General features: G+C 68.1%; 21 protein-coding genes. 3 read left to right on the top strand and 18 right to left on the bottom strand.

Annotated features, from left to right (window positions below):
• Positions 1–34: 34 nt before the first annotated feature.
• The 12 genes from LVY72_RS15945 to LVY72_RS24440 form a co-directional block, all read right to left on the bottom strand.
• A complete protein-coding gene (locus tag LVY72_RS15945) occupies positions 35–1,561 on the bottom strand; it encodes a class I adenylate-forming enzyme family protein (protein ID WP_237822650.1) in 1,527 nt (508 codons plus the stop codon).
• Positions 1,562–1,586: 25 nt separating this feature from the next.
• Complete coding sequence (locus LVY72_RS15940; protein ID WP_237822648.1) at positions 1,587–2,606, bottom strand: LLM class flavin-dependent oxidoreductase; 1,020 nt, start codon at positions 2,604–2,606, stop codon at positions 1,587–1,589.
• A gap of 41 nt (positions 2,607–2,647) precedes the next feature.
• The gene (locus LVY72_RS15935; protein ID WP_237822646.1) at positions 2,648–3,385 is read right to left on the bottom strand and encodes an enoyl-CoA hydratase/isomerase family protein; all 738 of its coding nucleotides are present in this window, start codon (positions 3,383–3,385) and stop codon (positions 2,648–2,650) included.
• A gap of 85 nt (positions 3,386–3,470) precedes the next feature.
• Complete coding sequence (locus LVY72_RS15930; RefSeq protein WP_237822644.1) at positions 3,471–5,006, bottom strand: ABC transporter substrate-binding protein; 1,536 nt, start codon at positions 5,004–5,006, stop codon at positions 3,471–3,473.
• A gap of 57 nt (positions 5,007–5,063) precedes the next feature.
• The gene (locus LVY72_RS15925) at positions 5,064–6,065 is read right to left on the bottom strand and encodes an ABC transporter ATP-binding protein (protein ID WP_237822642.1); all 1,002 of its coding nucleotides are present in this window, start codon (positions 6,063–6,065) and stop codon (positions 5,064–5,066) included.
• Entirely contained in the window at positions 6,066–6,956 is an 891-nt protein-coding gene (locus LVY72_RS15920; protein ID WP_237822640.1) for an ABC transporter permease, read from the bottom strand.
• On the bottom strand, positions 6,953–7,873 hold the full coding sequence (locus LVY72_RS15915; RefSeq protein ID WP_237822639.1) for an ABC transporter permease: 921 nt from the start codon (positions 7,871–7,873) through the stop codon (positions 6,953–6,955). The genes LVY72_RS15920 and LVY72_RS15915 overlap by 4 nt, the downstream gene beginning before the upstream one ends.
• A complete protein-coding gene (locus tag LVY72_RS15910; RefSeq protein ID WP_237822637.1) occupies positions 7,870–8,706 on the bottom strand; it encodes an ABC transporter ATP-binding protein in 837 nt (278 codons plus the stop codon). The genes LVY72_RS15915 and LVY72_RS15910 overlap by 4 nt, the downstream gene beginning before the upstream one ends.
• Before the next feature lie 222 nt (positions 8,707–8,928).
• Positions 8,929–9,705 carry an enoyl-CoA hydratase/isomerase family protein gene (locus LVY72_RS15905; protein ID WP_237822635.1) on the bottom strand — a complete coding sequence of 259 codons (777 nt, stop codon included), beginning with the start codon at positions 9,703–9,705 and terminating at the stop codon, positions 8,929–8,931.
• Positions 9,702–10,619: a zinc-binding dehydrogenase gene (locus LVY72_RS15900; protein ID WP_237822633.1), complete on the bottom strand. Its 918-nt coding sequence runs from the start codon at positions 10,617–10,619 to the stop codon at positions 9,702–9,704. Before LVY72_RS15900 ends, LVY72_RS15905 begins: the two co-directional genes overlap by 4 nt.
• A 278-nt stretch (positions 10,620–10,897) precedes the next feature.
• Complete coding sequence (locus LVY72_RS15895; protein WP_237822631.1) at positions 10,898–12,034, bottom strand: N(5)-(carboxyethyl)ornithine synthase; 1,137 nt, start codon at positions 12,032–12,034, stop codon at positions 10,898–10,900.
• A gap of 11 nt (positions 12,035–12,045) precedes the next feature.
• Positions 12,046–12,180: a hypothetical protein gene (locus LVY72_RS24440; protein ID WP_269092576.1), complete on the bottom strand. Its 135-nt coding sequence runs from the start codon at positions 12,178–12,180 to the stop codon at positions 12,046–12,048.
• Between the two features lie 142 nt (positions 12,181–12,322).
• Here LVY72_RS24440 and LVY72_RS15890 point away from each other — a divergent pair, with 142 nt between their 5' ends.
• Positions 12,323–12,790 carry a hypothetical protein gene (locus tag LVY72_RS15890; RefSeq protein ID WP_237822629.1) on the top strand — a complete coding sequence of 156 codons (468 nt, stop codon included), beginning with the start codon at positions 12,323–12,325 and terminating at the stop codon, positions 12,788–12,790.
• A 109-nt stretch (positions 12,791–12,899) separates the two neighbouring features.
• A complete protein-coding gene (locus tag LVY72_RS15885; protein ID WP_237822627.1) occupies positions 12,900–14,201 on the top strand; it encodes an MFS transporter in 1,302 nt (433 codons plus the stop codon).
• A 25-nt stretch (positions 14,202–14,226) separates the two neighbouring features.
• Here the strand turns inward: LVY72_RS15885 and LVY72_RS15880 are convergent, their stop codons facing one another.
• Positions 14,227–14,601 carry a YybH family protein gene (locus LVY72_RS15880; RefSeq protein ID WP_237822625.1) on the bottom strand — a complete coding sequence of 125 codons (375 nt, stop codon included), beginning with the start codon at positions 14,599–14,601 and terminating at the stop codon, positions 14,227–14,229.
• A gap of 83 nt (positions 14,602–14,684) precedes the next feature.
• Here LVY72_RS15880 and LVY72_RS15875 point away from each other — a divergent pair, with 83 nt between their 5' ends.
• Positions 14,685–15,383 carry a DsbA family oxidoreductase gene (locus tag LVY72_RS15875; RefSeq protein WP_237822623.1) on the top strand — a complete coding sequence of 233 codons (699 nt, stop codon included), beginning with the start codon at positions 14,685–14,687 and terminating at the stop codon, positions 15,381–15,383.
• A 145-nt stretch (positions 15,384–15,528) separates the two neighbouring features.
• Here the strand turns inward: LVY72_RS15875 and LVY72_RS15870 are convergent, their stop codons facing one another.
• From LVY72_RS15870 to LVY72_RS15850, 5 genes are all read right to left on the bottom strand, one after another.
• Positions 15,529–16,266, bottom strand: coding sequence for an IclR family transcriptional regulator (locus LVY72_RS15870; protein WP_237822621.1), 738 nt, complete (start codon positions 16,264–16,266; stop codon positions 15,529–15,531).
• A gap of 101 nt (positions 16,267–16,367) precedes the next feature.
• A complete protein-coding gene (locus LVY72_RS15865; protein ID WP_237822619.1) occupies positions 16,368–17,144 on the bottom strand; it encodes an SDR family NAD(P)-dependent oxidoreductase in 777 nt (258 codons plus the stop codon).
• Positions 17,145–17,172: 28 nt separating this feature from the next.
• Positions 17,173–18,723 carry an FAD-dependent oxidoreductase gene (locus LVY72_RS15860; RefSeq protein WP_237822618.1) on the bottom strand — a complete coding sequence of 517 codons (1,551 nt, stop codon included), beginning with the start codon at positions 18,721–18,723 and terminating at the stop codon, positions 17,173–17,175.
• A 25-nt stretch (positions 18,724–18,748) separates the two neighbouring features.
• Entirely contained in the window at positions 18,749–20,137 is a 1,389-nt protein-coding gene (locus LVY72_RS15855; protein WP_237822616.1) for an FAD-dependent oxidoreductase, read from the bottom strand.
• A gap of 2 nt (positions 20,138–20,139) precedes the next feature.
• The gene (locus LVY72_RS15850; protein WP_237822614.1) at positions 20,140–21,546 is read right to left on the bottom strand and encodes an FAD-dependent oxidoreductase; all 1,407 of its coding nucleotides are present in this window, start codon (positions 21,544–21,546) and stop codon (positions 20,140–20,142) included.
• Positions 21,547–21,707: the final 161 nt, after the last annotated feature.

Genomic DNA, 21,707 nt, shown 5'->3' with positions numbered 1-21,707 from the left:
GCCATGTATCGCTCTCCTGTCGGACTGGAATTCATTACTTCACCATTTGAGGGCTGCGCAGTTCCTTTTTCAACACCTTGCCGGACGGATTCCGCGGCAGCGTGTCGAGGAACTCCACGTATTTCGGGGTCTTGAACGAGGCGAGCTGTTCCCGGCAAAAGGCAACCAGTTCGTCCTCCTGCATGGAAAAACCCTCCTTGAGCACGATAAAGGCCTTGGGGACCTCCTGCCAGCGGTCGTCGGGAACACCGATGACGGCGGCTTCGTGCACCGCCGGATGCTTGTAGATGACGCGCTCGATCTCGGCCCCGGACACGTTCTCGCCGCCGCTGCGGATCATGTCCTTCAAACGGTCCGTGATCGACAGGCAGCCGTCCGGGTCAACCAGGCCGACGTCGCCGGTGTGGAACCATCCGTCGCGCCATCCGCTGCCGGTACCCGGCTCGGCCGCCCAGTAGCCCGGCGTCACCTTGCTGCCCCGGATCACGATCTCCCCCGTCTCTCCTGCTGGAACGTCCCTGCCCTCGGCGTCGACCACGCGGAACTCGATAAATGGGACCGCCGTCCCCACCGTGCCATACTTCTGGACCGCGAGGCGTTCGGGAACGCAACTGACCATGCTACATCCTTCGGTCAGGCCATAGGACTGGATCAGCCGCGCGGTCGGGAACTGCTTGCGGATGTCGCTGTAGAGCTCCCCGGCTGCGGCACCGAAGATCAGCCACCGGACCGAGGAGAGGTCGGCGCCCGTGCCCCGCGCGTCCCGCAGGGCATGCAGCATGGCCTGGACGAATATCCCCCCGGTGACGCGGTGCGACTGGATCAGCCGCAACGCCTCGGCGGCGTCGAACTTGCGCATGATGACCAGCGCACCGCCGGTGAAAAGCGTTCCCAGCCCGGGCGCATCGAGCCCCGCAATGTGGTAGAGCGGCGACGAGACCAGGATCCGGTCCGCCGCGGACAGCTGCAGTTCGGCAGTCATCGCCGCGACGTTGCACTGCACCATGCCGTGGGTCACCAGCACGCCCTTGGGCCTGCTGGTGGTTCCGGACGTATACATGATCCGCTGGATGTCCTCCGGGCCGACCGCCTCGGCGGGCACCTCGGCACCGGCATGGTGCGCGACGGCGTCGTCGAACGCCACCCATCCGGTGCCGCCCGGCCCGTCAAGGCAGATGCGCGTGCGCATCGGCGGCAGGGCCTGCCCCACCGTGTCCATCACAGCGGTGAACTGCCCGTCGGCCAGCACGCCGACGGAGCCGGAATTGGTCAGGAGGTATTCCAGCTCGTCGAGTTGAAGCCGGTAGTTCAGCGGGACGGCGATGGCCCCCAGCCGGTAGACGGCCAGCAGCGCAGCGACGTACTGCGCCGAGTTCATCCCCAGCAGGGCCAACCGGTCCCCGCGGCGGATCCCGCTTTCCTGCAGGTACGCGGCGAAGGCATGGACCGTTGCGGCCAGGTCCTCGTAGGTCCAGGTCCGCTCGGCGGTTATCAGCGCCGGCGCCTCGGGACGCCGGCTGCGGTGTACGTCGACAAGATTGCCAAAATTGCTGCTGCTCACTTCGTTCCCTTCACCCAGTATGTCTTCATGCCTGCACCCCGACCCTAACGTGCTCGAGGGCAGGAATGACTTCCTGGCCCAGCAACCGGATGGACCTGAGCACGTCTTCCTGCGGCATGCCGGTCCACTGCAGGCGCAGGACCACATCCGTGTAGCCGATTTCGGCGTACCGGGTAAGACGCTCGACCACGGCCTCCGGGTCGCCTACCACGGCCTGTCCGGCCAGCAGGTCATCGATGGACGCGCCGTGGTCCCAGCCCCGGTACCCCTCGTACTGGGCCGCCAGGAACGGGCGCGCCGCATCGGCCGCCGCCTGCCGCGTTTCCGCGACACATCCCTCCCGGAGCAGCGGATAATCGCGGACCAGGGAACGGCCCTGGTCCGCCAATGTCTCGCGGAACGACGCCATCCGGGCCGCCACCTCGTCCAGGTCGCCGTTCGGGGCCACCGCCCAGGCGGCATCCAAACGGGCAACCCGGCGCATGCCCACCGGCCCGAAGGCGCCAACCCAAACCGGCGGACCGCCCGGCTGCACCGGGCGGAGGAACGTCCTGGCGTCCTCAAGCTCGCCAAAGCTTCCGGACATGGTCACCGGATCGCCGCTCCACAGCGCCCTGACGACCGTGACGTATTCCTCCAGCCGGCGGAACCGCTCGTCATAGGGCACGCCCATGGCCCGGTACTCCACGCTGCGGTATCCGGAACCGAAACCGGCGATCAGCCGGCCCCCGGACAGCACATCGAGGGTGGCCAGTTCTTCGGCGAGCGCCACCGGGTTGGTCAACGGCAGCAGGTAGACCCCGAAGCCCAGCCGGATCCGTTCGGTGCGGGCGGCGAGGTAGGCCGCCACCGAGAGCGGCTGCAGGAACTGCGACCGCGTCAGGTAGTGGTGTCCGATCAGGATGGAATCCAGGCCCACCTCTTCGGCGAGCGCAACCTGCTCCATCGTGTCCCGCAGCCCGGCCCGGGGATCGGCGCCGATTTCGTAGTGGGCGGACAGGGACATGCCCACCCGCAGCCGCCCTGTTGATACTGAATCACTCACAATGTCTCCTCGTCTCCGCCAACTCTTGCCGGCGTCGTCGTTCACTGGCCCCGCCCGCCGAAGCCGGCCATTGCGGCCTGCACGCCCAAGGCCCTCCGTTCCTGCCGGGGCAGGTCTTCGGCATCCCGGATCAGCCGCTTGGTGCCGCGCAGCGCACCGGGCTCGTACCTGGCCATGGTCCGGGCCAGTTCCAGCGCCGCGGACTCCAAGTCCCTGGGTGCGAAGGTCCGGTGCACCAGACCGGCCGAAGCCGCCCGGGCCGCCGGCACCGGGTCGCCGGTCAAGGCCCACGCCGCCGTCTCGCGCGGGCCCAGGGTGGCCAGGAGTTCGGGAATCACCGTTGCCGGCGCGAAACCGTGCCTGATCTCCGGCACCCCGAACACCGCGTCGTCGGCCGCCAGCACAAGGTCGCAGCGGGACAGCAGCGAGCAGCCGAAGCCCAGTGCCGCCCCGGCCACGACCGCGATCACCGGCTGCGGGCAGTTGCTGACCGCATCAAGGAGCCGGCGCCCGTGGTCAAAGAAGGCCCGGGTTTCTTCCACCGTGGCCCCCCGCAGCTCATCCAGGTCCCGGAGGTTCCAGCCGCTGCAGAACGGCGCCTGGCCCAGTCCCAGGACCACGACGGCGGTGGAGCCGAGGACGGCATGGTGGTCCAATCTGGCCGCCAGCCCCCCGGCTTCCGCCGCACCGATCGCGTTCCGCGACCTGGCCGAGGCCCAGTTCAGCCGGACAACCCCGGCGCAGGATTCCTCCTGCGTTCCAGCTAAGATCCCGTCCATTACCCGGCACTCCTTAAGTCCATACGGTCCGGGCAGCACCGCCGGTGCGCCCTGCGGTGCTGCCCGGAACTGTTCATGCGGCGGTTCAGCCCTTCATCGAGACGACGGACCAGTTCGGCAGCTGGTTGCGGGGCGCCACGAACCCTTCGACCTTGTCCGAGAGCCCGTACAGGCCCACGACGTCGTAAAGCGGGACGTTGCAGAACTTCTCGTTGAGCGCATAGTCCTCAATCTCGGCGTACTTCTGCTCGCTCTCGGCCTGGGTCCCAGCCTCCAGCGCCTGGGCCGACAGCTCATCGATCCGCGGGTCGACGCAGTGGTGGGTGATGCTCTTTTCCGTGAGGAAGCCGTGAACGTAGACGTCCGGCTGCAGGAACACCGGCGAAACCTGGTACATGTACATCTCGAACGCGCCGGCAGGCCGCTGCTCGAAGAACTTGGCCACATCGAGCGGATTGCGCTTGACCTTGAAACCGACGGCCTCGAGCATGCCGGCCACGGCCTCGCCGACCTTCGAATCCTGGGGGTAGCGGCCGACCGTATACGAGAAGGTAATGGCCGGCTGGCTCCCTGTCAGGAGCTTCTTGGCACCCTCCGGATCGTAAGCGACCGGGGACTCGTGCTTCGGGGTGGAGGACATCAGCTGGCCGATCATGTGCGGCTGGGCCTTGGCCCCGTCACCGTGGAACAGGGACTTGACCAATGCATCGCGGTCGATGGCCATGGCGGCGGCCTGCCGCAGCTTCACATCGTCAAAGGGGGCCTTGGCCGCCTCGAAGAAGACCATCATCTCCGCCGTCGATGGTTCGGCGGCCAGCTGCAGCTTCGGGTCGCTTTCAATGGCGGCCTTCTGTTCAACCGAGACATCGATCGCGACATCTGCCGACCCGGTCTGCAGCAGCGATGTCCGCGACGCCGCGTCCGGGGCCCAGGTGAAGGTAATGCCGTCCAGTTTGGCAGGCCCGCGCCAGTAGTCCGGATTCTTCTTGACCACGATCTGGCGCCCCGGGTCGTAGGAGTCGAACACAAAGGCACCCGTGCCGACGGGCGCCTTTGCAAAGCCGGCTGCAGTCTTCTCCTTGTAATAGGCCGGCGGAGCGGCATAGACGACGGACAGCAGCTGCGGAAGGGCATTGTAGGCGGACTTCGTCGTGATGTGGACAGTGGACGCGTCGACGGCCTCCACTGCCTTGACCACGCTCATATAGGTGGCCAGTTTCGCGGCAGGGTCCGTAATGTTTTGCTCAATCACGAACTTGACCGCGGCCGCGTCGAACGGCTCGCCGTTGGAAAACTTCACCCCCTTGCGGAGGGTGAGGTCCCACTCGGTGGGCGAGGACTGCTTCCATGCGGTCACGAGGCCGGTGTCCTGGGGCGCTCCCGCGGAATCAACGTCGACGAGCGGGTCCATGATCGAGCCCCACACCCGGGCATCGCTGATCACGGACAGGACCGGGTTCAGCGTTACGGGCTCGGTGGGGACCACGACCTTGAGCGTGCCGGCCGTGCCGGACGTGCTCTTGGCAGCTTCGGTGCCGCCTGCCGAGCAGCCGGCGGCGCCGAGGGCCAGCGCAACCACCAATCCCAGTAGCGCGTGCTTTCTGCGACGGGAACGAATCATGTAGAGCCTCCTAAGGTGTAGCAACAAAGTGCATGGAAATACCTGGGACAAACTCGGTTACACGTGGTCGAGCATGGAACCGGAGGACTCCGGTTCCTCCTCCTCGACGATGAGGCAGCGGGCACCGGACCGGGTCCCGGTCGGGGTCCACCCAATCCTGGTCCGGGTGCATTCGTCCCTCGCGACGGGGCACCGCGGGGCGAACCGGCATCCCTGCCAATCCGCCGCCACCCGTGGCGGAGAGCCTTCGATCCCCTGGATCTCTTCCTCGCCCCACGTCGGGATTGCCGCCAGCAGGGCGCGGGTGTAGGGGTGCCGCGGGTTGCTAACGACCTCGCGGGCGTCGCCCGTTTCGATGATCTGCCCCGCATACATGACGGCGATCCGGGAGCAGAGGTCCTGGGCCAGCATCAGGTCGTGGGTGACGAAGAGCATCGCCGTGCGGGAGTCGGTGGTCAGCGAACGCAGCAACTGCACCACCTCGGCCTGCGTCGTGACGTCCAGCGCCGAGGTGCATTCGTCGGCGATGACCACCGCGGGATTCGTCACCACGGCCAGGGCGATGGAAACCCGCTGGCGCATGCCGCCGGAGAGCTGGTGCGGGAAGGAGGCCAGGACGCGGGCGGGATCCGTGAATCCCATCTGTCGAAGCACCTGGTCCAGCCGCTCGGTGATCTGCTGCCGGGACAGGTGCCGCTGATGCCGGCGGACCACTTCCTTCAGCTGCTTGCCAACCTTCATCAGCGGGTTCAGCGACATCGAGGCGCTTTGGAAGACCATGCCGATCTCGCTCCCCCGCACATTCCTGAAGTCGTCGACCTCGGGGGACGAGATCGTCTTCCCGCGCAATGCGATCTCTCCCGAGCTCACGCGGACGTTCCGCTCGAGAAGACCCACGATCGCCCGGGCAGCGGTGGTCTTGCCGCTGCCCGATTCCCCGATCAGGCCCAGGATTTCGCCCTCGCGGATGTCCAGGTTGACGTCGTGGACCAGTTTGACGGGACCTGCACCGGTGGCTGCTTCGATGGTGACGGAACGTGCCGACAGGACTGTGCTCATCTAGAAACTCCGCTTCTTGGGATCGAATCGGGATCGCAGGGCGTCGCCAAACAGGTTGACCAGGAGCACGACGGCGGTAATGGCCAGGCCCGGCAGCAGCGCCACCCACCACGCGAGCGTGAGCTGCTCGCGGCCTTCGGCCAGCATGGCCCCCCAGCTGATGTCCGGGGCGACGACGCCCAGGCCCAGGAAGCTGAGCGCACTCTCGGCCAGGACGATGGTGCCCATCTGCAGGGTCGCAAGCACCGTCGCCGATCCGGCCAGGTTCGGCAGGAGGTGACCGAGCATGATACGCCAGGTGGGCACCCCAGCGCAGCGCAGGCCGAGCACAAAGGGACGCTCCCGCAGGGACAGCGTTTCGGCGCGGATCACCCGTGCGTACTGGGCCCAGCCGACGAGGGCCAGGACGGCCACCAGGATCGGCAGGGACCGCCCGTTGGCGGCGATAATGGCGATCGCAACCAGGATGAACGGCAGGGCCAGCTGGGCTTCGACCAGGCGCGAGATCACGGCGTCCACCCACCCCCGCCGGTAGCCGGCAAGCAGGCCCAGCAGGATGCCCGGAACCGCCCCGGCCACCATGCCGGTAAATGCGATGACGAAGGTGAGCTGGCCGCCGAACACGAGGCGGGAGAGGACATCCCGGCCCAGCTGGTCGGTTCCGAGCGGACTGCTCCAGTCCCCGCCTTCCAACCACGCCGGCGGCCGGAGCGCCTCCGACAGCACCTGGGCGTTGGGGTTCGACAGCGGAAGCAGCGGTGCCAGCAGCGCGATGAGCGCGATGCAGGCCAGGGGCGCCCCGAAAGCGATGACCGAAGCGGTCCCCCGGGACGGAACCCGCCCCTTGCTGCCGGCCCCGTACGTTGCGGGCGTTCTCGTCAAGGCACTCATGCGTCCTCCCGGATCCGCGGGTCAACCAGTCCGTACAGCAAATCGACTGCGAGATTGATCAGAACGAAGACCAGCGCGCCGAAGACCACGATCGACTGCACCAGCGGGAAGTCCCTGGTCTGCACCGCCTGCGTGGCCAGGCTTCCCAATCCGGGCCAGGCGAAGACGTACTCCACCGTTACCGCCCCGGACAGGAGCATTCCCGCCTGGAGGCCGACGATCGTCACGACGGGCAGCGACGCCGGGCGGAAGGCATGAATCAGGATGATCCGCCACCCGGCAAGCCCCCTGGCCCGTGCGGCAGAGATGAACCCTTCATGCAGCACCTCGCTCATGCTGGAGCGGGTCAGGCGGGCTATCTGCGCCATCGGCAGCGTTGACAGGGTCACGGCGGGCAGTACCAGGGAATCGATGCCGTCGTTCTGCCCGGCGGGGAACCACCCCAGCCGTACCGCGAAGAGCAGGATCAGCATCAGGCCAAGCCAGAACAGCGGCACCGACTGGCCCAGCAGGGCGAGCATCGAGGCGATCCGGTCGACGACGCCTCCCTCGCGCATCGCGGCAATGATTCCCAGCGGCACGCCGACGGCCACGGCCAGCAGCAGGGCAAAGAGCGCCAATTCGATGGAGGCCGGCAGCCGGCCGGCGATCAGCTCAAGATTGCTCTGCCCGTACCGCAGGGAGTCGCCCAGGTCAAAGCTGACCAGGTCGAGCAGGAACTGCCCGTACTGCACGATGAGCGGCTTGTCCAGCCCGAGTTCCGCGGTGAGCTGGGCGACCTGTTCGGGTGTGGCGGAGTCGCCCAGGATCTCCCGGACCGGGCTGCCGCTCCCACGGGCTAGGAAGAACGCCAGGGAGGAGGCGATCAGCAGCGTCAGCACCGCATTGGCGGTCTTGGACAGGATGAGGCGGATCATGCTGTCTCCCCTGCAGTAGCCAGCCGGGATTGGCTGAGTTCGTCCCGGAGGACCTGCGGCGCTTCGGCAGCCGGCGCCTCAAGGCCCGGAATCCGCGCATCCCCGCCGGGCACGGCAGCCAGCAGGGCCTGGGTATAGGGATGCTGCGGGCGCTCGAGGACCTCGCCGGTCCGGCCGGATTCGACGACCCGGCCGCTCTTCATCACGTAGACCCGGTCGCAGACCGACCGCACCACGGCCAGGTCATGGCTGATGAAGAGAATCGTGAGGCCTTCTTCGTCACGCAGGCCCTTGAGCAGGCGCAGGATTTGGGCCTGGACCGAAACGTCCAGGGCCGACGTCGGCTCGTCCGCCAGCAAGAGGGTGGGGCGGAGCAGCAGCGCCCGGGCAATGGACACCCGCTGGGCCTGTCCGCCGCTGATCTGGTGCGGCAGCCGCGTCAGGACGTCCCCCGAGAGCCCGACCCGCGACAGCAGGTCTTCGTCGCTGATCCAGCCGGTGCGGGCCTTATGCAGCCGGCGCAGTTCGCGCAGGCCCCGTCCGATGCTCTGACGCGGGTCGAGGGAACCGTGGGGGTCCTGGAAAACCATCTGGATGGCGGCCCGCTGGTCGAGCGGCAGGCGCGGTCCGGGCACGATGCCGTCGACGTCGATGCTGCCGCTGGTAGTCCGGCCAAGCCCCAGAACCGCCATGGCCAGGGACGTCTTGCCCGACCCGGACTCGCCGACGACGCCGACGATTTCCCCGGCTCCCACGCTCAGGTCCACCCCATCCACTGCGGTGGAGGCAGGCTTGCCCCGCCGGCCCGGGTGCACGATGGACAGGGCTTTCACGTCCAGTATCGTGCGCCCCGCTACCATGGGCTTTTCCCGGTACAGCTGTTTCCCTCGGCCCGTACTGTGTGCACGAGATCCTCCTTGATCTGGCAAAGCTCGTCGCTGATCGCTTGCAGCATTCGCATTGTGCCCCGGAGCCTGAGCCGGTGCTCAATGTGACTTTTGGAAATTTCATAACGGCCAGTCGGTATGTTGAACTGGATTGAACTGTAAGCCAGCTCACACGGAATGGTCAAGGTCTTTCTGCGGGCGGCTGGCCCACGGCATTTCCTGCATCTGCGGTCCGGCCAGATACGCGGTAAAGGATTCCCATTCCACGGCCGAAAGCCGGCCCAGGAGTTCGGATTTCTGGGCGGCCAGCAGCGCCTTCATGGCGCGCAGGGCCCCGGCTTCGACCCGGGCCAGTCCGTCCACGATGCGGTCGACGGCCGCCGGCAAATCGGCATCGCGCACCACGTCGGCAATGACGCCGAATCCTCGCAGTTGCTCGGCCGTGAAACGCTGCGGCAGGAGCAGCGCCTGCGCCGCGCGCCAAGGACCGAGGGCGGACATGAGCTTGGCCGATGACCCCCACGCGGGAATGCGCCCGCTGGCCAGGTGCAGGTCCCCGAGGACGGCGCTTTCTGCCGCGACCACCAGATCGCAGGCAAGGACGAGTTCAAATCCGCCGGCAAAGGCCACCCCATTGACCGCGGCGACCACCGGGACCGGCGCCCGGGATAGATCCTCCATCAGGCTTCGCCCCGAGGCCAGGTACGCCGCGCGTTCCTCCGGGGCGTGCGCCAGGGCCAGGGAGGCCTTGATATCCGCTCCGGGACAAAACGACGTGCCCGAGCCCGTGATGACCAGGGCGGAAATGCCCGGATCACCCCCTACCGCCCGCAACCATGCCCTGAGTTCCTGAACCATCTCGGGGCCGAGGGCATTGGCACGTTCCGGCCGGCACAGCCGCGCCCAGGAAGCGCCTCCACGCCGTTCCACCTCAACGTACGTCACATCGACACCGCCAATTTCCCAAACGCCGCCCCGGCTAGCAGCCGGTCAAATTGATGCGCGACCTGCGCGAGCGGTTTCACGGAATCGACGACGGGCCGCACGCCGTGGGCAACAAGGAACCCCGCCAGTGATTCGAGCTCGGCGCGCGTGCCCATCGTTGACCCGGCGATTCGCAATTGTTTTGAGAAAATCCGGGCCAGATTCGTCGGGACGGTGAACCCGGTCGAGGCGCCGCAGACGACGACGCACCCCCCGGGCCGGGCAGCGGCCAAGGACGCTTTCCACGTGGCTGCACCGACCGATTCGATGACGATGTCCATCTGGTCCGGAAGCCGATCGTCGGGCTGATGGATCTCGTGGGCCCCGATCCGGCGGGCGCGTTCGCCCCGGACTGGATCCCTGGCCGTGACGTGGACCTGCAGCCCGGCCGCCCGGGCAAGGACGATGGCGGCCGTGGAGACGGCGCCGCCGGCACCTTGGATGAGCACCCGGTCGCCCGCACGCGCACCTGCCTTGGTGAAAAGCATGCGGTAAGCGGTCAGCCAGGCCGTAGGCAGGCACGCTGCCTCCGCCCAGGAAAGTTCCTTCGGCTTTGCCACCAGGTTGCGCCGCGGCACGACAATGACTTCGGCGAGAGTGCCGTGCCCGGCTTCGGGCAGGAAGGTGCGCCGGGGATCCAAGGTCTCGTCACTGCCCCTGAAGGCTGGATCCGCCAACACAGCGTGCACGATCACATCCTGTCCGTCGTCGGTCGTACCTGCGGCATCCATTCCGATGACGGCGGGCAGCCCTACGGTAAGCGGTACCGTTCCTTTAAGGATCCAGACATCGTGCTGGTTGATGGACCCCGCGCGGACATTTACCCGCACCCAGCCGTCCCGGCAGGGAGGCTCCGGCACATCGGCGACGGTCAAGCCCCGGATTGGATGGTCTGCATCTGTACGTGTCACGCAAGCAGCTAACATATGCACTCCCGCTCGTCGATGGTGGAGAGTTGAATGCCCACAACATACCAACCAGTCGTTATTTTCGTCCAGTGTCGAACGCCCTGCCGCATAAAGCCCTCGTGCGCCAAGCATGACCATCCCGGTCAGCGAGGCCTCCACCCCGCGCAAGATCGAGGCAGCTGCCGGGCACAAGCGGAGGCTGTCAAGGCAGGGAACCGCGCCCCGTCTGCTGCCTGCAGCCGCCGTCAGGCGGGCAGGTGCGGGTAATCCGCCGAGCGGTTCTGGAAGGCCAGGACCGCGGGATTCGCAACGACGCCAGCGCGGATTTCGATCGCCCGCCTGATGGTGTCATCAGCGTTCCAGCCGTCCGGCCCCGTCATGACCGGCCGCAGGAACGGCATCAGCGCCTCACTGATCTCCCAGGTCGCCGAATTCCACAGGTACGACGGTGTGTGGTCCACGGCGTAGTAGTGGATGTGGTCCCCGACCTCGAACATGGGATCGGCAAAGGTCGTCATCTTCGCCCAGCTGAATCCCATGCCCTCGTCGCAGGACACATCGATAATCAGGCTGCCCGGCCGGAAACCGTCCAGGTCCGCCTCGGTGAGATAGATCAGCGGGTTGTTGGGGTCCTGCAGCGTGCAATTGACCACGATGTCGCTCCCGGCGAGGAACGGCGCCAGCGGCACCCGGCCCTGGTCCGTAATGACGTGGCTCAGATACGGGGCGGTGGCATCGTGGTCGAACTGGGTGATCCGCACGGAATGGATCGGCGAACCGACCGCCGCCACCCCGCGGTTCGTCAAGACCTGGACGTCATGGATGCCGTGCGCGTTAAGCGCCGTCACCGCACCCCGGGCGGTGGCCCCGAACCCAATAACGACGGCGCTCAGCCGGCGTCCGTAGTCGCCGGTGGAACCGATCAGCTCCAGCGAATGCAGCACCGAGCAGTAACCGGCCATCTCGTTGTTCTTGTGGAAGACGTGCAGGCCGAATCCGCCGTCCGAAGCCCAGTGGTTCATCGCCTCGAAGGCGATCAGGGTCAGGCGTTTGTCGATGGCCAACTGGGTGACCGCACGGTCCTGGACGCAGTGCGGCCAGCCCCACAGGACCTGCCCGTCGCGCAGCTCGGCGAGGTCTTCGGGCTGCGGTTTCGGCAGCACCACGACGTCGGCCGCGGCGATGAGCTCTTCCCGCGACACAATCCGGGCTACCTGCGGCTCAAGCTGGGCGTCGGAAACGCCGAAGCGCTCACCGTAGCCCTGTTCGAGGATGATCCGTTCGCGCAGGTCGGCGTCGATGCGTTCGAAGTGCAGCGGATGGATGGGCAGCCTGCGTTCGCCGGCCTTGCGCGTTGTGGCCAGGACCCCGAGGCTCAGCAAGGTCGCGGGCCTCAGCGTTTTTTGGTGGCGGAGAGTGTTTCCGCGGCCGCGCTGTCCGCAGCCTTGGCCTTCTTCTCGCTGCGCTTTTCCTTGATCGACTTGCCGGATTTCTTGGACGCGGATTGTCGGGGGGATTTATCAGCCATGATGCGCTCCTCGGCGGCAGCACAGGGTGCTGCGCCATAACAGGAGCAAGAATTGCTCCGTACCTCTGACCATACGGCACGGCACCTAATGCGGACCGGCCTACATAATGCGGCCGGGGCACGGAGCGGCCTACCCTGAGACATGACGACTAATTATGTCCGGGGCGCCTCGATCAGCTGTGCCGCCTTCCGTGCGGAAATCCAGGACATGCTCACCGGGTATGGTGCCACCGGGTTCCGCTGCGGCTGGGAGGACGGCCGGGCGGCGATCGCGTTCACCGCCGATAACCGCCATTTCCGTATCATCCTCGCCCTTCCAGGGAGTGTTGGCCTGTCGGGTTCTGCAGGTGATCCGCTGCAGCCGCGGAGCCTGGACCCGGGTGCACGGGCCGTTGAGGAGGCTTCCCGCCGTCGCTGGCAGAAGCTATCCGTGCTGATCCGGGCGAAGCTGGAGGCCGTCGCCGCGGGCATTGCCACCTTCGATGAAGAGTTCCTGGCCTACCTGGTCCTGCCCGGCGGGGGCACCGTTTTTCAGGCAGCGGCACCGGGAATCGCCACTGCCTACGCCACCGGCATCCGGACGGAGCTGCTGAGCGACAACGGCCGGTAGCCGGGTTCCCAGCGCACCAGCCGGGCGTCATCGGCCCCCGTTGCGAGGGGGATAATGGGATGCTGGCCGGAGGCAGTTTCCCGGCCGATGCCGAGGAGAGGAAACAAACGTGGGTGCGGGCGTGCAACTACCGGGACGACTTTGGGGCCGGGACTTCATCCTCGCGATCACCACCAACCTGTTCATCTCCATGGTCTACTACCTGCTGATGACCTCCATGGCGCTGTACGCTGTCGAGCGCTTCCAGGCCTCGGACAGCGCCGCCGGCTTCGCGTCCAGTTCCTTCATCGTCGGCGCAGTGGTCGGCAGGCTGTTCTGCGGACGACTGGTTGACGCCGTCGGACGCAGGCGGCTGCTGCTGGCCGGCCTGACGCTGTTCACGGTGCTGTCCTGGCTCTACCTGCCCAGCGGCTCACTGGGAATGCTGCTGGCGCTGCGCCTGCTGCACGGCGTGGCGTTCGCGGCCGGCACCACCGCGCTGTCCGCCGCAGTGCAGGGGCTCATTCCGCGGGCCCGGCGCAGCGAGGGCACCGGCTACTACGGGCTCTCGACGACGCTGTCCACCGCCGTCGGCCCGTTCCTGGCCGTCTGGCTCTCCGCCGGCGGCCACTATGACGGCATCTTCTGGTTCTGCACCGCCTCCTCGATCGCCGCGCTCGCGATCGCCCTGGTGATGCGCCTGCCCGAGCACCGGCCCGCGGCCGGGCTGCCCGTGCCGGCACCGGAGGATCCCGCCGGGCCGGCACCGGTCCCGGCCCGGAAGTCCAAGGCCCGGCGGTTCAGCCTGGCCTCGATCATCGATCCGTCCGCGCTGCCCATCGCCACCGTCGCGCTGCTGGGCGGCTTTGCCTACTCCGGCATCGTCGCGTTCCTGATCTCCTACACCCGCGCGCAGGGGCTGGAGTCTGCGGCCGGCCTGTTCTTCCTGGTCTACGCGGCGGCGGTGCTGGTCTCGCGGCTGTTCGTCGGGCGGATCCAGGACCGCCGTGGGGACAACACCGTGATGTACCCGGTGCTGGCGGTCTTCGCCGTCGGCATGGCCCTGCTGGCACTGGAGCCGTCCATCACCACGATGGTGCTGTCCGCGGTGTTCGCCGGCCTCGGCTTCGGCGCGATGATGCCCAGCGCGCAGGCGATCGCCGTGACCGCCGCCGGCGAGGCGCGGCTCGGCGTCGCCACCTCCACCTACTACCTGATGCTGGACGTCGGGGTGGGCTTCGGCCCGGTGCTGCTCGGCGCATTCCTGCCGCTGACCGGCTACGCGGGCATGTATGCGACCCTGTGCGCGCTGGTGGTGCTCAGCATCGGCGTGTACCACCTGGTCCACGGCCGGAAGCCGCACGCCCGCCGGGCCGGGACGACGGCGCCGGCGGGCGCCGTCGTCGGTGCCGCCAACGACGGCGAGGGTTGAGCCTCCGCTCCTGCCGGCGGCACGCCTAGGCCGGCGGTTCGACCGGCTTGAACTCCGGCTGGTCGATGATCCGCAGCCAGCTCCCGTCCGGCTGCCGGCGCACCACCTGGGCCCGGGCTCCGGCGTCGTCCTTCGGCGCGGTGGAGGTCAGGGCGATGTCGCCGCAGACCAGGGTGGGCAGCGGATCCTCCTGGCTGAACGTCGGCGCGTGCGCCAGCACCGACGCCCACAGCTCGCGGATCGCGGCCCGGCCCACCGTGGTCTGCCCCGGCGGGTAGGCCATCACGGCATCCTCCTCGTACAGCGCCGCCACGCCGTCCGCGTCCCCGGCATTGGAGCGTTCCACGAACAGCCTGGTGATGTCCTCCGGCGTGCGGGCCGGCTCGTACTCTGCGCTCATCGGTGCCCTCCTGTCGACCTTTCCATTGTGTCCGCGCCGGCAGCCCGGGAATAGGCCGCCATTGGTTGCCGTTGGCAATGATCATGAAGGTTGAGATCTGGTCCGACATTGCCTGCCCCTGGTGCTACATCGGCAAGCGCCGCTTCGAAACGGCCCTCGGGAACTTCGAGCACAGGGACGGGATCGAGGTCGAATGGCGCAGCTACCAGCTGGACCCCACCCTGCCGGAGCACTACGACGGCACCGAGACCGAGTACCTGTCCCAGATCAAGGGCATGCCGCAGGCCCAGGTCCGGCAGATGTTCGACCACGTCACGGCCCAGGCCGCCGGCGAGGGCCTGGACTATGACTTCGACAAGATCGTGGTGGCCAACTCCTTCACCGCGCACCGCTTCCTGCACCTGGCCAAGGAACACGGCCTTATGGACCAGGCCAAGGAAGCCCTGCTCTCCGGACACTTCGAGCACGGCGAGGACATCGGCAGCATCGACTACCTGGCCCGCGCCGGCGCCGCACTCGGCCTGGACGAGGCGGAAATCCGCGAGGCGCTGCAGGGCAACCGCTTCGCCGACGAGGTGCGCGCCGACATCGCCGAGGCCCGCGCGCTGGGTGTGACCGGCGTGCCGTTCTTCGTGCTGGACCGCAAGTACGGCATCTCCGGCGCCCAGCCGGCCGAGGTGTTCAGCCAGGCACTCGCCCAGGCTTGGGCCGAGCGCAGCCCGCTGACCGTGCTCTCCGGCTCCCCCGACGGCCCGGCCTGCGGCCCGGAGGGCTGCAACTAAGGCCTGCGCCCGGTCCGTCGTGTCCGGGTTTGGCCGCCGTGGGAGTGCGGAAGGTCCGGGACACGCCGTCGTCGTGCCCGAAAGCCGGCCACAATGGAACAGCCCACCGCACCCGGTGATCGACCGCCGGCCCCGGCCGGGACGCTTAGGCGCGGCCGCGGTCGGTGATTTTCTGCACCGTTTCCTTCAGCGGCGCCACCAGGACGGTCAGGTCCTCCGGCAGCCGCTCCACCGGGATCGCAATCGCCAGCGATCCCAGGATGCCGTTGTCGCCGTCGAAAATCGGGGCGGCGACGCCGGCGATACCGGGATCGACCTCGGCATGGGTGACGTCGTACCCCCGCTGGCGGATGGCACGCAGCCGGTCGCGGAACTGCGGCCAGAACTCGCCCAGCCCGGCCGCGGCGATCTCCTGCGGGTACTTCTTGTAGATGGCCTTGAGCTGGTGTGCCGGCAGGTGCGCCAGGATGACCTTGCCCGCGGCGCCCCGGAACAGCGGCACGGACTGGCCGCGGCCGTAGTTGGTCAGCTGCTGCTGGTTGATCCAGGCCTGGGCAATGCAGACCAGGGACTTGCCGTAATGGCCGTTGAGCAGCAGGTTCTCGCCGATCTGTCGGCTCAGCGGCATGAGCAGGTCCTCGGCCCGCTGCAGCAGCGGATCGGTCAGCCGCATCTGCCGGTCCATCTGGACAATGCGCACGCCGAGGCCGTAGCGGCCGCCGGAATGCCCGGCAAGGAAGCCCGCCTCGGTCAGGGCCTTCAGGTAGCGGTAGCTAGTGGTCCGGGAACAGTCCAGGTGCGCCGCAACCTGCTCCGGAGTGATCTCCGCCGTGTCTTCGGTGAGCAGGTCGAAGATGCTCAGCATCCGTCCCAGGCTGTCCATGGCCCTCCCTCCTCGCGTCTCCTGCACTTGCCAGTGTAGGAGACGCGAGGACGGCGACGCCGCGGTTCCCGGACGAACCGCCCGGGAACCGGCCCGTTCCGTCAGCAAGTCAGCCAGCCACCGTTGATGTCCAGGCTGGCTCCGTTGATGTAGGACGCCTTGTCGCTGGCCAGGAACTCGATCGCGTCGGCAATCTCCTCCGGGCGGCCGAAGCGTCCGGCCGGAACCTGGGCGAGCATCTTCGCCTCGTCCGGCATGCCGCCGGTCATCGTGGTGGCCACGAAGCCCGGCGCCACCCCGTTGACCCGGATGTTAAACCCGGCCAGCTCCCGGGACAGGCTCGCGGTCAGGTTCTGCAGCGCCGCCTTGGAGGCCGCATAGGCAACGCTGGAGGGCAGATACGGCGGGAACGCGGCGTCGGGCGCGCCGCCGGTGCCCAGCTTCGAAGTGATGGACAGCAGGTTCACGATGCTGGCGCTGCCGTCGGACGGCATCTGCCGGAAGGCCTCGCGCACCAGCAGGAACGGGGCGCGCACGTTCACCGCCATGACCAGGTCCCACTCCTCGTCGCCGATCTCCCAGAACGGGCGCTTGCGCCCGTTGTCCTTGGGCGAGATGCCGACGGCGTTGACGATCACCCCGATCGGGGCCAGCCCGGCCGCCTGCGCCGCCAACTCCCGGTTGGTCCCGCTGTCGGTCAGATCCCCGGCAAACCAGGAGTGCGCGACGGCGCCCGGCAGGTCGGCCGCCGTCTGCTTGGCGGCCGTTTCATTGGCGTCCGCCACGACCACCTGGTAGCCGGCCTCGGCCAGCCTGCGGCTGATTACCCGGCCGATGCCGCCGGCCCCGCCGGTCACGATGGCTGTCTGGTTCTTCATGCTCATCTCTTCTCCACTCGGTAGGTTCTTAGGAAGCCGTCCGTGCACCGACCGGTGCGGCCGCGGGCACCAGGTCCGTCCGGTCCGGCGCCTGGGCCGCGTTCCGGCCGGCGATCCGTCCGGAGATCATGGCCCAGCCGATGTGCAGGCCGTGGTTGAGCAGCTGCAGGCCGCCCTGGCCGGTGGACCCGGCGGCCCACAGCCCGGGGATCACAGCCTCGGCCTCGTCCACGACCCGCAGCTGGGTGTCCACGGCCAGTCCGCCGTCGGCCAGGGTGACGAAGGCACCGAGCGGGCCGAGCGCATAGAACGGTCCCCGCCGCACCCCCTCGCCCAGGTGCCGGCGGCCGAAGTCCCGGTCCTCGCCGGCGTCGACCGTGGCATTCCAGTCCGCTACGGTGTCCGCCAGCGCCTGCGGGTCGACGCCGATCCTGGCCGCGAGCTCCTCGATGCTGTCCGCGGCAAAGTACACATCCGGACGGTACTTCTTGTAGTCCTGCACGTACGCGTAGGCCACGCCGGGGAAGGTGGAGACCGGGTTCGGCCAGCGCGAGAACTGGTGGGCCACCTTCTCGTCGAAGACCATGTAGGCCTCATTGGACCCACGCGCCGCTACCCCGCGGGCCAGTTCCTTGTCCGAGTCCTCGTTGGCCAGCCGCCGGCCGTCGCTGCCGACCAGGATCGCCCCGGCCCGGTACATCGTGTTGTTCGGCGCCACCCAGCTGGTCAGCGCGCCGCGGGCCACGAAGGCGAGCAGGTTCTTGGGCAGCCGCTCGGCGACCAGGCGCATGATCCGCGACAGTGCCGGGTGGGAGGGAAGGATCTTGATCGGGTCAGGCTTCTTCGACGGGAAGAAGCGCAGGCCCTCGTAGAGCCGGTCCATCTGCACCATGACGCCGCCGGCCTCGGTGCCGAGCTTGAAGCCGTCCCCGGTGTTGTTCGGGTTGACCGGCGGGATCTTCGCCGCCGCCTCGGACACGTACTTGGCCTTCATCTCGGCCGAGGCCGAGTAGTCGCCGGTGGCCAGGATAACGCCCTTGCGGCCGAAGTAGTTCATCCCGTTGACGCTGGCCCCGATGATTTCGCCGGCGGCGTTGCGCAGCAGCTGTTCCACGCGCATGTCGGTGAGCACCTGCACCCCGCGCTTGCGGCATTCGCGCAGCAGCGCGTCCGCATAGGCACGGGAATTCGGGATGATGTTGTGCATCCGGGGCTTTTCATACGGCGGTTCCGGGGTCGGTCCCAGGAACTGCACGCCGATGCTGGAGAGCCATTCGATGGTGGGACCGGCGTTCTCGGCCAGCACCCGGCGCAGCTCCTGGTTCTCCAGCTCCTCGCGCTCCCCGTTGGCCACCTTCATGTCCTCGATGAACAGCTCGATGCTGTCATTCACCCCGGCCCGGTACTGGTAGGAAGTATTGGACGCGGTGAACGAGCCGACCGACAGCGCGGTGCTGCCGCCGACCTTGGCGCACTTCTCCAGCAGGATCACCGAAGCCCCGCTGGTGGCCGCCGAGATGGCCGCGCTCATGCCGGATCCGCCGCCGCCGATCACCAGGACGTCTGCCGTGTAGATCATCTCTCTCCTCTTGTTGGTTGCGGTCTCAGGCGGGCACGCCGACGCGGGCGGCGATGCTTCGGGCGGCCAGCCGGCCGAAGAGCGCTCCCTTGCCCAGCGAGGTGCCGGTCATGTAGGCGGCGCCGTGGAAGCCGCCGGTGACCTCGCCGGCGGCGTACAGGCCCTCGATCACCTCGCCGGCCACGTCCAGCACCTGCGCCTGCGGGTTGATGGTGATGCCGCAGTAGGTGCTGTTCATCAGGGTCTTGGCCGGATAGGCATAGAACGGGGCCTGGTCGATCGGTAGCAGTTCACCGACGCCGGTGCACAGGCCGGTCCGGCCGAACTCGTCCTCTTCTCTGCCGGCGACGACGGCATTGTAGCGCCCGACCGTGTCCACCAGGGCCCCGGCGTCGATCCCGGCGATCCGGGCCAGTTCCTCGAGACTGTCCGCCTTGAACACGTGGCCGAGGTCCTCGAGCGTGTCCATGTCCTTCAGCGGCACGCCGCGCTGGGACTTGGCCCGCACCTTGGCATCGAAGATCTCGAAGCCCAGGCCCTCGGGCTGGTCCAGGCAGGCCGAGCCCAAGGTCTTGTAGGACACGGATTCGTCCACGAACCGCTTGCCGTCCTTGTTGACGATGATCGCGCCCAGGTAGTAGGCGCAGAGCAGCTCGTGGAACTCGATCCCGGTCTCAGGGTGCGATCCGTAGGTGCCGGAGATGTAGGACATGTCCGCCATGCCGGCCCCCAGCTTCCAGGCCAGCTTCAGCCCGTCGCCGGTGTTGCCCAGCCCGCCGTACGGGATGCCCGCCAGCTGCTCCGGGGCGAAGATCCTCAGCAGGTCCGTGCCGCGGCTGAACCCGCCGGAGGCAAGCACGACGCCGCCGGCGGCTTCCAGCGTCCGGCTGCCGTCCGGGGTGTCGACAACGACGGCGGACACCCGGCCGCCGTCGCGCACCAGGTCCGTCACGCGGCTGTCCAGCAGCAGCGTCCCGCCGGCCGCGACGAACGCGTCGGCGAAGGACCTGAGCACCTCCTTGATCGGCGTCAGGTGGCTGCGCGCGGCCGATTGCCCGGAGCTGATCTCCAACTCCTGGAAGACCACGCCCCTGCCCTTGAGCCAGGCGTACAGTTCGGCTTGGTTGTCCAGATAGGCCTGCAGCAGCGCGCGGTCGTTGGCGTGGCCACCGACCTCGAGCAGGTCGGCCAGGAAGTGCTCCGCCGAATCCCGCACACCGGCGGCGGCCTGCTCCGCGGTGCCGGAGAACGCGAACCAGCCGCCGCTCATGGCGCTGCTGCCGCCGATCGCTGCGGTCTTCTCCACCAAGGCGACCCGCAGGCCGGCCTCCACGGCGCTCAACGCGGCGGACAGGCCGGAAATCCCGGCCCCGACGACCACGGCATCGAACGTTTCGGCGGTTGCTTCGGTCATGGTCAGTTCTCCTTGGATATGGACAGGGCGGCCGCGCGGGCCGCCGCGGAGGTACCGGCCCAGCGGCCGGTGATGAAGGCCGGGGCCAGGCCGCCGGCATAGCCGTAGTTGGACAGGCCCCCGATGTCGGCGCCGCCCGCGAACAGGCCGGGCACCGGGACCCCGTCCGGATCCAGGACCTGTCCGGCGGCGCTGATCCGGATGCCGCCGAACGTGAAGGTGATCGAGGGCTGGACTTCCAGCGCGTAGAACGGTCCGGTCTGCGGCGCCCGGGCGGAGGCCGCCACCGGCACGCCGTGGGCCAACCCACCGCCGGCCTGGGCCGCCGCACCGTAGCCGGAGACCGTGTCCTCCAGCGTCTGCCGGTCGATGCCCCAGTCCGCGACCTGCGCGACGAGCTCGTCGAGGCTGTCCGCGCTCGCGTGCCGACCGCCGGCCTCGACCGCCACGGCGAAACGGTCGATCAGGCCCAGCCCGGGGAACGGTTCGGCGGTGCCGTAGGTGCGGCGGACATGGTCGTCGAAGATCAGCACGCCTCGGGCCTGCGGCTGGAAGGTCAGCGCCTGGTTCAGGATCTCGTCGCCCTGCGTTTCGTCGATGAACCGGCGGCCCTGACGGTTCACCAGGATCGAGTAGTCCGAGTAGTACTGCGAATAGGGCAGGAAGTCCTCCGCTTCGAAGCGGCGCAGCGGATGCGGCAGCAGGTGCCCGTAGAAGGTGGACATCGCCTTGGTTCCCCCGGCGCCGCAGGCCCGGGCCAGGCGCAGCCCGTCGCCGGTGCTGCCGGGGTTGGAGCGCAGCACCAGCCGGTCCGCGTTCGGCCCGATGTGCCGGGTCAGTTCGTCCGGGGCGCCCTGGAAGCCGCCGGTGGCCAGCACGACGGCGGCTGCCCGGTATTCGGTTACTGTGCCGTCGTCGTACCGCACGACGGCGCCGGAAACACCGCCGTCGTCGTGGCTCAGGCGCAGCACCCGCGCGCCGGCGACCACCTCGCCGCCCGCGGCCAGCACCTGTTCGCGGCAATGCGCCAGCAGGGCCTGGATATCCAGCGAGTAGCCGATCCCGTAGGTCATGATGCCGTGCTGCGGTTCGGCCGCCACCCGGATGCCGGTGGCCCGGATGTCGGCGAGCGCCGCCGGATAGTCCGCGACGAGCTGCCGTCCCAGGTCCGCGTCGCCCAGGGGGATCCGGTCCCGGAGGGCTTCGAAGTTGGGCGCGGTCCAGAACATACCCGCGGACAGGGCCGCCGACCCGCCGGGGGTGTCCAGCTTTTCCAGCATGACCACGCGCGCCCCGGAGCGGGCAGCGGCCCAGGCTGCACTGGAACCGGCGATGCCAGAGCCCAGGACCAGCACGTCGCAGCGGCTGCCGGCCTCCTGCCGGGGCGGTTCCATGGTCGTCAGCGTCATTGCGGTCCTTCCGTCGTACGGCTGGTGAAGTGTGTGATGTGAAGCACTTGAACAAGTAATCCCATATTTTGGGATTTCTTTCAATAGATCTTTACAAAATATCCCGCATGATGAGATTCTTTTGGAAAGTGACACGGATCACCCACCAGCCCAAAGGAGTC

Origin of the sequence: Arthrobacter hankyongi, from assembly GCF_022012395.1 — a bacterium.
Classification (GTDB): domain Bacteria; phylum Actinomycetota; class Actinomycetes; order Actinomycetales; family Micrococcaceae; genus Crystallibacter; species Crystallibacter hankyongi.
This window is presented reverse-complemented; position numbering and strand designations above follow the sequence as displayed.